We start from the raw sequence: 12,301 nt of genomic DNA on the forward strand, positions 1-12,301 counted from the left end.
AGCACATACCTTCAGCGGTAACGACCCACAAGGCGTTGCCGCTTTTCACAACGCTTCCCAGATTTTTCTCCATTTGCCCTTCACTAACATACTCTGCTCCTCCCCCGAATCAAGCGCCGCTGAAAACGAATGAACGCATTGAGATTGAACCTAACTCGACTCCTTGCGAGGTATAAACCAGTTCCTCTTTCAGATTCGATGCACCCGCGATCGTCAATGCAGGAGCGTAATGTTCGAGTGTCGGGTTAGCCATACGCATTAAGCTCCCCATAGAAGCGACATCGGCTAATGATTTAAAGTCACGGTTATTCAGCTTCTCAGCGACAAACTGATCAAACTCAATCGCCCAGTCGTGTGGTTTTCCATCAAACTGCAAAGCTCTTAAGTTGTGAACAATATTGCCCGAGCCAAGAATCAACACCCCTCGGTCACGTAATTCAGATAGTTTTTTACCGATGCTTAAGTGCCAGTTCATGTCTTTGGTAATATCAATAGATAGTTGAAATACCGGAACATCTGCAGCCGGAAACAACGAATTCAGTACCGACCATGCACCGTGGTCCAGTCCCCAGGTATCATCCGTGTGAACATGATGATCCGATAATAAAGCCGCAACTTCATTCGCTAGCTGTGGGTGCCCTTTCGCCGGATATTGCTTCTCATATAACGCATCTGGGAAACCGTAAAAATCATGAATAGTACGAGGTAATGCGGAAACATCGACCAGCGTACTGCCCTGTGTCATCCAGTGTGCGGAAACCACCAGTATTGCCTGAGGCCTTGGCAGTGTGCGTCCCAGTTCCACCCAGCTACGTGTGAATTCATTATCCTCAATGACGTTCATTGGGGAACCGTGACCAAGAAATACCACCGGCATTCTTGGCGAAGCTTTAAATCTGTTTTTCAGCTTTTGAAGTGAGGACATAACGCTCATCGCTTTTCCCTTATTTTTCAGTGCCACATCATGGCGTGCTTAACTTGGTATGAGGAAATTATGTACTCTGCACACTTTCAATACAATGACGATTATGTAGAATGATATTCAACAAAACGTTCCTAATATTGGAGTATTAAGATGGACCTGGTTTTTGGCTTAAAAGCGTTTGTGGCGACTGCACAGACCGGCTCTTTTACTGAAGCAGCACAAAGGCTCGGCGTATCGAACCGGATCACCTCTAAATATGTGGCTCAATTGGAGGAAAGGATTGGTGCGCAGTTATTACAGAGAACCACTCGCAAGGTAGGCCTTACGCCCACAGGCCAGGCGTTGCTTGCTCGAGCCCCTACTCTGTTAGACGAACTCGATGACCTTCTTGGCGCAATATCTGAAGAGTCCAAAGGATTAACTGGTGTACTGCGTGTGTCCGCACCATTAACGTTCGGCGAAATCTACATCACTGGCTTACTGAGCCGCTTTTCAGCCCTGCATCCACAGCTCTCCATCGATCTCCGTTTGAGTGACTCCTACGTAGACTTAGCCACAGAGGGCATTGATTTAGCATTTCGTATAGGGATGCCAGACACGGCAACGTTGAAAGTAAGAAAGCTTGGTGAAATAACCAGTTGTGTCGTCGCCTCACCTGAATACCTGAAACTACGAGGAACACCAACTACGCCTCTGGATTTGAACGATCACTTTTGTATTATTGATACCAACCGGAGAGGCCATAACAAGTGGCAATTTTATCGCGCTAAAGAAGAAACCGCCGTCATACCTGAGAGGAACCTGATGGTGAATAGCGCCCGCATCGCAAAAGACTGGGCGATAGATGGGCGTGGGATAGCTATTTGTCCAGATTTTGTTTTACAACATGATCTTGAGAGCGGAAAGCTAGTCAAACTGCTAGACGAATACAGCATGAATACACACCCGATTAATGCGGTGTATTTAGAAGGAAACGTAATACCGCGGAAAGTCCGGGCGCTGATTGATTTCGTGGTAGAAGACTTTGTCAAAAGACCACCTGGAGCTATTTAAATCAAATAGAAATGGCCTTCTGTCATAGAGAAAAGATCAGCAGCTATACCCAGCGGCGAACCCGGTTTTTGTATTTCAGGTAGTCTTCACCAAACAGCCTTTCTAACACGTGCTCTTCAGGTTTTATTTGGTAGCGATTCATGTAAGAGATAAATAGCGCACCGCAGAGGATTACACTAAGATGCTGCCACCACAACCCTAACGCGATAATAAGCAGCAACAAAGCAACATACATCGGGTTACGGGTATAAGCGAAGACACCAGTACTCACAACCGTTGTGGCAAACTCTGGCTTAACTGGATTGACGGTCGTCTTTAGTTTGCGGAATTCATAAAGTCCAGCAATACCAATGAAGCCCGATAAAAGGGTTAGAATTGCGACAACAAATTCGACAAAAGGCACGGTGATCATAAAGTTTGGCGTGAGTCCTTTCAGCCAATACATAAGCAAAACCACCAGCAAAAATACCGCGACTGGCGGCACTCTAAGTTCAAGTTTTCTCAAGGTTCAAATCCTATGAAGTCTCAAGTTAATGAGTCAATAAAAAGCCCAGCAGAACTGGGCTTATTCTTCATTGAAGTGATTAAATAAGGGTCAGCAACGCCTGAACCGGATGCTTCGGCTTGGTTCCTTCAAAGCGTTTGACCTGGCTTCGACAAGAGTAGCCCGTAATGAGACATCGCTCGTTATCCAACTTATCTAAGTTTGGCTTCCAGCTTAGATTGTAAATATCTCTCGACATTTCCAACTTATCCACTTCGTGACCAAAAGTACCCGCCATACCACAGCAACCAACCGGTACGGTATTTAGTACCGCACCAAAGTGAGCAAAAATCGCCCCCCACTCTTTTTCGGCATTTGGCATTTTGGTTTTTTCTGTACAGTGGGCAAACAGATACCAGGGTTCTTGTTGCGCGGACTCTACCGCAGCGAAATTCTCCAGTCTTGGATAGAGCCACTCGTGAGCAGTCAGCACATCAAATTCACCGCGCTTATCGCCCAGAACTTCGTTGTATTCGTCTCGGTAACAAAGCACCAACGCAGGGTCAACACCAACCATCGGAATGCCCAAATCGGCAACCAGAGATAAAAACTTCGCGGTATCCGTCGCTGTTTCGGAGAACTGGCGTAAAAAGCCTTTGATATGCTGAGCTTTACCATTTGGTTTAAATGGCAACAGAACCGGATTCATTCCCAGCTTTCTGGTCAGCTTAACAAAATCTTCTACAACGTCGGCATCGTAATAGCTGGTAAACGGGTCTTGAACAATCAGAACGTGTTTACTCTTCTGTTCCGAAGATAACTTCGATAAGGCATTAAGGTCATAAGCGGTAGTCAGAGACTCAATACGCTTGTGCAAAGTCGGCACAGACAGCAAAGGCGCATCCACGTAACCCACTGTCGATGCGGTTAAGCTTTTCACCCAAGATTGCTTGATAACACTGTTTACAACGCTTGGTGCTTTCGCCATCAGCGGTAGCATGGTTTCAATATTCGCCACCAAGTAATCTTTAGCCGGGCGTTGGTAGCGAGAGTGATAGATGTTTAGAAAGCGAGAACGGAAGCTTGGTACATCCACTTTAATCGGACACTGGCTGGCACACGCTTTACAAGCCAGACAGCCATTCATCGCCTCATAAACTTCATGTGAGAAGTCATATTCGTGACGACGGTTAATTGAATGGCGAACACGATCGATCATGGTTTTGATCGAAGCTTTGCTTTCCAGCGCTTGTTTTTCAAGGTCGAGAATATCGATACCTTGTTCCGTCAACTGACGCAACCATTCGCGGACTAATCCGGCCCGACCTTTCGGAGAGTGACGACGATCAGCCGTGACTTTCATCGATGGACACATTGGTGAGCTGGTGTCGTAGTTAAAACACAGGCCATTACCGTTACACTCCATCGCTTGCTTGAAGCTGTCGCGAACCTGAACATCAATCTGACGATCAAAGTAACCACGTTTGGTGTCAGTTACTTTCACTAACTCTGCATCACTGTCTAACGGCGTACAGATTTTCCCCGGGTTCATCTTGTTGTGAGGGTCAAACGCCGCTTTCACACGTCGAAGCTCGGTAAATAGCTCTTCACCAAAGAATTCCGGCCCGTATTCTGAGCGGAAACCTTTACCGTGTTCTCCCCACATCAAGCCGCCGTATTTCGCCACCAGCTTAACCACTTCATCTGAAAGTTCATGCATCAGCGCTTCTTGCTGAGGATCGCACAGATCCAAAGCAGGACGAACGTGCAGTACGCCCGCATCAACATGGCCAAACATACCGTAATTAAGCGACTTGCCGTCAAGCAGCTCACGGAACTCGGCAATAAAATCGGCTAAGTTTTCTGGTGGAACACACGTATCTTCAGCAAACGGTACCGGTTTAGCACGACCTTTAGCCGCACCCAGCAGACCTACCGCTTTTTTACGCATGTTGTAAATGCGGCCAATGCTCGCCACATCATTACACACCTGATAGCCAATAATGCCCGCTTCTTCTGTTTCGAGCATGGTATCAAGTTTGGCGGTTAACGCCGCGACTTGAGAGGCGATCTCCTCAGCATCCTCGCCTGCGTATTCCACCATGTTGATACCAAGCATCTCTTTGTCTGGTACATCCGTGATGAGATCGCTGACCGTATGCCAAACAATATCTTGTTTCGCTAGGTTAAGAACTTTTGAGTCAACCGTTTCTACCGACATTGCATTCGCTTGCACCATCAGTGGCGCATTACGTAAAGCGGAGTCAAATGTATTGTATTTAACGTTGACCAAGGTACGCACTTTAGGAATACGAGTCAGGTTTAATTTCGCTTCCGTAATGAAGGCAAGTGATCCCTCTGCACCACACAATACGCGGGTGATATCAAAACTATCATCCTCTTCGTTCAGTGCATTTTTCAGATCGTAACCGGTTAAGAAACGGTTTAATGGCGGAAATTTGTCATTAATTTGCTGACGCTTTTCACGACATACGGATTCGGTGACATTCAGTGCGGTTGCTGCAAACTCGCCCTCTTCTGGCAAACCATGAGACAAGTCTGATTCTAAAATCGAGCCATCGGCAAACACGGCTTGTAACGACAGGACGTGATCGGACGTTTTGCCATATTTTAGTGATCCCTGACCAGAGGCGTCAGTGTTGACCATGCCGCCGATAGTGGCGCGATTACTGGTGGATAAGTCAGGTGAGAAAAAATAACCATAAGGGCGTACTGCATCATTTAACTGGTCTTTTATCACACCAGTTTGAACGCGCACCCAGCCTTCTTCCTCGTTAATTTCAAGCACGTTGTTCATGTGGCGAGACAAATCAACCACAATCCCTTTTGTCAGGGACTGCCCATTAGTGCCAGTACCACCGCCGCGAGGTGAGAACGTGATTCGCTCATACTTTTCTTTATTGCTCAGTTTACCAATAAGCGCAACATCTTGCGTCGTTCTTGGGTGAACAACAGCCTGAGGTAACTGTTGGTACACACTGTTGTCAGTGGAAACCGCGAGTCGGCTTGAATATTGGCTTTCTATATCGCCGGTGAATCCAGCTTGTTCAAGCTCTTTTAAAAAAATCAGAACAAGAGGGTCGACGTCAGTTTGCGAGTGTAATCTTGGTAACATTTGCTTCCTGCCCCTACGACGCTGATCCTATCAGCTGCGGGTTATCTAATTATAATACTCAATCCTCAAGCTGGTTCTCGATAGAGTCTCGAGCCAGACAATAGAGTCAGAGTGGAGTGATTTTATTCGGGTTTGATCACTTTACAACATTTGAAAAAGCGATTAAATCAGAATCTCAATACAATATTGAAACTTATGCTTTATTTCTTGACTATTAATGCCTTACATTGAAAGAGAAATAGCCTTTCTCAATGAGCTTTCAGAATGAAAAAAAATAAAGTAGTAACCACGGAAGATATCCTTCTAAAACTTTGCCAGTCAGTTTCTGGCGTGCTTACCTCAGCCACTTCTTCTCAAGTAAACTATTCCGCCATGGTGCAAAAGATTCACAAAACCAGTCTTAAGCCTGATTTTGGTTGTTTTGTCCTGTTTGATGGCGGATTTACCGGCTTAGTTGTCATTAACTTTACAGCCAAAGCAGCACTTGAGGTATACACCAACTACATGCGCAACATGGGGATGCCGGAAGAAGAACTCGCCATTTCACATACGTCCGATGAAGTTGCCGACGTACTCGGTGAGCTGATGAATCAGCTAGTCGGTGACTTTACCAATAAAATCCGTAAAGAGCTGCAAACCAACATCACGCAAAATCAGCCCAAAATGCTGTCACTCAATAAACAAGTGATCTTACAAGTGGACACCAACCTTGATCGCCCTCAGGCTCGCCGTGTCACTTTCTCGACCGCCAACAACAATATTTTTTATCTCGAACTGGCCATGGATAAGACCGAATTCATTCAGCTTGAAGAATTTGAAATCGCTGAAGACGAAAATCCAGATGATATTCTAGAAGCCACCCGTAAAAAAATGGCAGAAAAAGAAACTCAGCAATCACAAGCGACTGATGATGCCATCGACTTGTTAAACCAGCTTGGCTTATAGTTCCTGCCGATTTCATCGGTCTTAAGCCAATGTCAGTGAAATCCAACCTTTTTAGTGTCACCTAAAAACTCAGCCTCGGCTTACGTCGGGGCGCTTTGCTTCTTTAACCGGCGCATTGTATTTCGTTTTTATGTCAAAAAAGGTAATATATCTGACTTCATAAATTTTCTGCTCTCGTAATTGGTTGTCGATGGATAAACAAAAAGCCCTGAAAAAAATCGCCAAGTGTTTAGAACTGGGAAACTCTGCCAACGTCAATGAGGCCGCTAACGCCATCAAGATGGCGCACCGCCTGATGATGAAGTATGGTCTGGACAAAGATGACATTGAGTTCATCAAAATGGGAAAAACACAATCTTCCCATCTGCTACCCGCGAACATAAGTTCTACCATCTTGCGCGTGATTCGTGGCATCAACACCAAATTTGGCGTTGAAGCGGTTTTGTTGAATCATAAAGGGCTTAAACGCGTGGAGTTTATTGGCGAAGCCGACCGTGCGATTTTCGCCGCCTTCGCGTTTGATATTATCTATCGCGAAATGAACGAAAGCACAGGCCAATTCCGCAACAGTTTTGCGGGTAGTGGTACTTCTTCAATGGAAGTGACACGCCGCGTGAACTCGTTTGTCTCAGGTTGGGTTGAAGGTGCGATTGAAAAGCTACCAGTGATCTCCCCTGACGAAGAGTCAGCCAACAAAATCAATGATTACATCGACAAAGAATTCAAAAACATTGATCGCGAAACCTTCAAGAAACAACTTAAAGAAGCGATGAAAAACCTCACTGCAGACTATGAAGTTGGTTTGAAGAAGGGCCGAAAAGTGTCTGTAAACCGCGGGGTGGGCGGTGAACAAGCAAGGAAAATGCTGGATAATCACTCAGAGTAGTCTCCCCAATTCTTTAAGTGGGCCAAATATTTTAACTGTGTAGTAAATACGTGGTGCTTATTTGGCCTGAGTAAGACAATTCTTACAATTTTCTGGTTCCATCTTACTTTCACCTAACAAAACTCGACAATGACTGCTTAATAATTTATGTCTAATCTTATACCCAAATAACCTCGAGATGCTTGGTTCAGCGAGAATGACTTGGCTCTCAGACGCGGCAACGATTTGAAGATCTAGTGGTTCTAAATCAAAAATCGTTAACAAAGGCTGTGAGTCAAGACAACTCGCCCTTTGGGAGCGTGTCACTGACACAATTTCTGCGTCAAATAACTTGGAAAGAGCTTGCTATTCCGCTGCATGTTCTTTCTTTGAGAGTAGGCCTTGAACTAGTATCAGTGACAACGCTCTGAATCCTGCATCTTGAAGTCATTTGGGTATATAAAGCAGCATTTCGCCTCACTTTTATACGGAGATTTTCCCTTGAAAAAGCTGTCTATTGCACTTGCCTTAGTACTTGCTCTTACAGGCTGTCAAGCCACTCAACGTCAAAACGCCACTACAGGTGAATACGAAACCAATTCCACGACTTTAGGCGCTATAACGGGTGCCGTCGCTGGTGCAGCAATCGGGCTAGCAACGGGTGACAATGCTAAAGAGCGTCGTCAACGAGCTTTGATTGGTGCAGCCGCTGGTGGTGCAACCGGTGCTGGCGTGGGTTACTACTTTGACAAACAAGAAGCGGCACTACGTCAAGAATTACTGAATTCTGGTGTACAAGTTCAACGTGTTGGTGAAAACCAACTGCTGCTTCGTATGGAAAACGGTATTGGTTTTGCGTCAGATTCATACCAACTGGATTACGGCATCCACAACACACTTCGTGGAGTTGCTCGCATCCTGGTTGAATACCCAGATACCAGCCTTGTGATTGACGGCTACACCGACAGCACAGGCAGTGAGTCACACAACCAGTCACTATCTGAAAACCGTGCAGAATCGGTACGTCAGTTCCTGATACAGCAAAATGTGGCAGCTGGACGTGCAATTGCACGCGGCTATGGTGAACGTAACCCACTTTGTTCAAATCAGACAACTGAAGGTCGCGCTTGTAACCGTCGCGTTGAAATCCAAATCTTGCCTCTGAAGTGATTTGATAGCACCATTAGGTAATTACGGATAATTACCGGAGCAGGCCTAGAAACGACTTCTAGGCCTGACAAATCAATGTCTTTCAGAACCACCTTTATTTTTATCTTCAGTACTTGCCTCTCAGGCCTCGTATTAGCCTCTCACTCCCCTTCATTAGCGGAAGAGCAATTTGAACTGGCACAACAACTGGCAACGAAGACAGACTCAACGTCGCCAGAAGAAGTTCGCTACTGGTTAGAACAATCCGCAAACCAAGGTTACCTACCCGCGCAAAAACAGTTAGCGGAAGATTTTACTCAGGGATTAACGGGGTTAGTATCCAACCCTCAAGCCGCCTACTGGCTGAGTTCCATTGCTCTGAGTGATCCAACCGATAGTGGCTACGCCCTTGCCAGTTTCTTGGAAAAGCACCAGAAAAACATCACCACCGATGATTTAATCGAAGCATGGTATCAACTTTCTGCAAAGCAAAACAAAGATGCAGAAACCGCGTATAACCATTTCCTAGAGCAACGTTTTAATCAGTTAAGAGCCAAACAAGTATCGGCAATGACTGAGTTGGACCAAAGATCCGCTGAAGCGCAACCAATGCAATCAGACGGCATAAACCAAACTAAAGGGTTTAGCACCGAGCCGTTTCTTGCTATTGGGTTCTGTGGGTTGATGCTGAGCGCCGGTTGGTTTGGGTATAGAAAACAACAGCAGAAGCGCAAACTTCAATTGGTTGATGAAGAAAATCGAACCCGACAACTGGATGTGCAAGTGAAAGAGTTGGAATTCACCAATAAGCAATTAAAACGCCAGTTGGAGCAGGTATTTAGAGAGTTTAAGAAAGTCAAATCTGAATCCGCTCCCCATGATCTGACCATTGCCTGTGCTGTGTTTGGTTACACGCCAAATTCGATTCCACAAGCTCAAGCCGTAAAACTACGTTATCGTCAATTATCCAAGCTTTACCATCCCGATGCTCAAGGAGGTGAAGCAGAGATGAAACGTCTTAATCAAGCTTTTAGAATAATTACACAAAATGTTACAAAAGCGTGAATTTTCAATATTCATTAGAAGCCACAACCTTTCAGATCCCACAAACAGGGAGCTGCAATCGATTTCCTTCTCAAAACAATTAACAGACATTTAACCTTTCCCACTTGTTTGTGTCATAATGTGCTGCGAAAAATAACACCTAAAGACTCTAATTTTTCTAGGTGGGGAGAAAAATCAATGTTCACTGAAGAAGGCACCTGTGATTGGTGTAAAAAACCAGCTCTTACTACACGTCATGACTATTTAGATGGTAAGCATCATCACTCATGCAAATCTTGTTACGATATGGCCAAAATCGATGTCCGCCTATTTAACCAAGGTGAAATGAAAATGCGTGAGCGTATGACTCAACGTGCAAGCTGAAATAACTCAATTCAACAGAACTGATTTCTAAAGGCGCCTCCAAGGCGCTTTTTTGTTATCTGCCCTTCTCAATAGCCCTTTAAACTCCCGGCGAACACCCTGAAAGTACTGTATAAACCGACCACAGCCACTGTATATACAGTAGTTTCTTACCTCAATACAAAGCTAGCACTGTTAATCACTTCACACTTTACAAGTCGTATCAAACATATCAGTAAAAACATTACTCCTTTATTTTCAATACCTTAAAAAAAGCCTAACAAAAAGACAAATACAGGATGCCACTATAAGCATAAAAACCAGTTGATCAGTTCCATAAAACAAACTACTGTATACACATACAGCATGTATAAAGGAACAGTAAGATGCAGTTATACGGTCAAACTCAAACATACTCTCGTTACAATGTACTGGCACAAGCTACTCAGCCTATGGACGTATCTGATCAGCTTCTTTCTAAATTGGCTGTTCTGTCTCAGCAGAAGCAATGGATCTTATTTACTTCCGAGTGCCCTCGTCCCAACTTTGATCAGCTCACTGCTTCCAATATTTGTTGTAAAAACGTTATTCAGATGAAGCCATCCCAACAGCTTTCTGAGGTCGAAATTGTGGTTAAAGCGATCCGTTCAGGTAACGCCAGTGCGGTGGTCGCATCAAATGACATCGCACCGATGAATCAATCCATGTTGCGAGACATTGGCCTGCGTTATCAGTGTGAAGTCTTTTTCGTCGAAGGCAGAGTAAACCAGTATCACTAACAAGTTCGACGTTATCCACCCTGCACCTCGCCTCCTTTTAAAGGGGGCATTTTTTACCTGCGACTTAGAGAATTAATAAATAAGGCAAACGTTTGCTTTTTCTCTGGCGAGTTAAAATAGTTCTGGTATGATGCCCACATTCGATTTATTCAGCGACTTACTTTGGCTGAATATCTTCTCTTTATGACGTTTGATTAAGATGATAGGAATGTCGCAATGAGCCTTGCTAATCAAGTACTTGCCGTCAATGACGACCTGCCAATTCGCACTCACAAACCCGTTCACAGCGGTAAAGTTCGTTCAGTTTACTGGTTAACTGAAGAAGACAGCGCCCGCCTGATCAAAGAAAAAGGATACGATGTCGCTCCAGACGCGCCTCTGGCGATCATGGTGATCAGCGACCGTATTTCTGCTTTTGATTGCATTTGGCATGGAGAAGGCGGTCTGAAAGGTGTGCCTGGTAAAGGTGCCGCGTTAAACGCGATCTCAAACCACTGGTTCAAGCTATTTCAAGACAACGGCTTGGCTGATAGCCACATCTTAGATATTCCTCACCCGTTTGTTTGGATCGTACAGAAAGCAAAACCAGTTAAAATCGAAGCGATTTGCCGTAAGTACATCACAGGTTCTATGTGGCGCGCCTACGCAAATGGTGAGCGCGAGTTCTGTGGTATTGAGCTTCCTGAAGGTTTAGAGAAAGACAAAGCACTTCCAGAGTTATTGATGACGCCTTCTACAAAAGGCATTTTAACTGGCATTCCGGGCGTACCAGAAGCAGACGACGTGAACATCACACGTCAGAACATCGTCGATAACTTCGAAGCATTTAACTTCTCTAGTGCAGACGATATTGCACTTTACGAAAAGCTATTAAAAGAAGGCTTTAATGTAATTAGCAATGCGCTAGAAGCCATTGATCAAATCTTTGTCGATACGAAGTTTGAGTTCGGTTACGTTCACGATGCAGCAGGCAACGAAAAACTGATTTACATGGATGAAGTTGGCACGCCAGATTCTTCACGTATTTGGGATGCAAAAGAGTATCAAGCAGGTAATATCGTTGAGAACTCAAAAGAAGGTTTCCGTCAGTTCCTGTTGAACCACTTCCCTGACCCAGATATTTTGCTGAACAAAGAGCGTATGCCTGAGCGTGAAGCACTGGCTCGTGACAATGAACTACCAGTTGAGTCATTGATGGACATTTCCAAGACTTACATTGGAATTGCTGAAAAAATCACTGGCAAGCCAATCACGCTAAGCGAAAATCCAAAAGCCGAGATCATTGACATTCTTAGCAAAGAGTACGGGTTAATCGACTAAATCATTCGATACCCATACTGAACTTTTCTAATACAAGAAGCTCGCATCAATGCGGGCTTTTTTTGGCCTACGGTTAAATCAAGTTAAGCAATAATTAGCGTGATTCCGACAATCTTGATATTGAATGAGTTATTTCGATTGGATGGTAGGTATGAATGACCAAATAGCGACTATTAGGAAAGTGATAACTCAATCCCAGTGAGTGACCACTCTAATCTAACTCTAACCTTGTAAAAGC

General features: G+C 44.7%; 11 protein-coding genes. 8 read left to right on the forward strand and 3 right to left on the reverse strand.

Going from position 1 to position 12,301, the window contains the following annotated elements; translation table 11 throughout:
- Positions 1-109: 109 nt before the first annotated feature.
- Entirely contained in the window at positions 110-934 is an 825-nt protein-coding gene (gene ygiD, locus OO774_RS09565) for a 4,5-DOPA dioxygenase extradiol (protein WP_264901871.1), read from the reverse strand.
- 141 nt (positions 935-1,075) lie between these two features.
- Here ygiD and OO774_RS09570 point away from each other — a divergent pair, with 141 nt between their 5' ends.
- Entirely contained in the window at positions 1,076-1,978 is a 903-nt protein-coding gene (locus OO774_RS09570; RefSeq protein WP_264901872.1) for a LysR family transcriptional regulator, read from the forward strand.
- A gap of 43 nt (positions 1,979-2,021) precedes the next feature.
- On the opposite strand, the gene OO774_RS09575 is transcribed toward OO774_RS09570, so the two are convergent.
- The gene (locus OO774_RS09575; RefSeq protein ID WP_264901873.1) at positions 2,022-2,483 is read right to left on the reverse strand and encodes an isoprenylcysteine carboxylmethyltransferase family protein; all 462 of its coding nucleotides are present in this window, start codon (positions 2,481-2,483) and stop codon (positions 2,022-2,024) included.
- Positions 2,484-2,562: 79 nt separating this feature from the next.
- The gene (locus tag OO774_RS09580) at positions 2,563-5,598 is read right to left on the reverse strand and encodes an FAD-binding and (Fe-S)-binding domain-containing protein (protein ID WP_264901875.1); all 3,036 of its coding nucleotides are present in this window, start codon (positions 5,596-5,598) and stop codon (positions 2,563-2,565) included.
- A gap of 264 nt (positions 5,599-5,862) precedes the next feature.
- On the opposite strand from OO774_RS09580, the gene OO774_RS09585 reads away from it, so the two are divergent.
- From OO774_RS09585 to OO774_RS09615, 7 genes are all read left to right on the forward strand, one after another.
- Complete coding sequence (locus OO774_RS09585) at positions 5,863-6,543, forward strand: DUF3334 family protein (RefSeq protein WP_264901876.1); 681 nt, start codon at positions 5,863-5,865, stop codon at positions 6,541-6,543.
- A 190-nt stretch (positions 6,544-6,733) separates the two neighbouring features.
- Positions 6,734-7,429, forward strand: coding sequence for a DUF2786 domain-containing protein (locus OO774_RS09590; RefSeq protein ID WP_237315500.1), 696 nt, complete (start codon positions 6,734-6,736; stop codon positions 7,427-7,429).
- 480 nt (positions 7,430-7,909) lie between these two features.
- On the forward strand, positions 7,910-8,578 hold the full coding sequence (locus OO774_RS09595; RefSeq protein ID WP_264901879.1) for an OmpA family protein: 669 nt from the start codon (positions 7,910-7,912) through the stop codon (positions 8,576-8,578).
- A gap of 75 nt (positions 8,579-8,653) precedes the next feature.
- Complete coding sequence (locus OO774_RS09600) at positions 8,654-9,622, forward strand: J domain-containing protein (protein WP_264901880.1); 969 nt, start codon at positions 8,654-8,656, stop codon at positions 9,620-9,622.
- Positions 9,623-9,799: 177 nt separating this feature from the next.
- The gene (locus OO774_RS09605) at positions 9,800-9,985 is read left to right on the forward strand and encodes a hypothetical protein (RefSeq protein ID WP_264901881.1); all 186 of its coding nucleotides are present in this window, start codon (positions 9,800-9,802) and stop codon (positions 9,983-9,985) included.
- 365 nt (positions 9,986-10,350) lie between these two features.
- The gene (locus tag OO774_RS09610; protein ID WP_264901883.1) at positions 10,351-10,743 is read left to right on the forward strand and encodes a SulA-like leucine-rich domain-containing protein; all 393 of its coding nucleotides are present in this window, start codon (positions 10,351-10,353) and stop codon (positions 10,741-10,743) included.
- 216 nt (positions 10,744-10,959) lie between these two features.
- A complete protein-coding gene (locus OO774_RS09615; RefSeq protein WP_264901884.1) occupies positions 10,960-12,063 on the forward strand; it encodes a phosphoribosylaminoimidazolesuccinocarboxamide synthase in 1,104 nt (367 codons plus the stop codon).
- Positions 12,064-12,301 lie beyond the last annotated feature (238 nt).

It is taken from the genome of Vibrio sp. STUT-A11, assembly GCF_026000435.1.
Classification (GTDB): Bacteria; Pseudomonadota; Gammaproteobacteria; order Enterobacterales; family Vibrionaceae; genus Vibrio.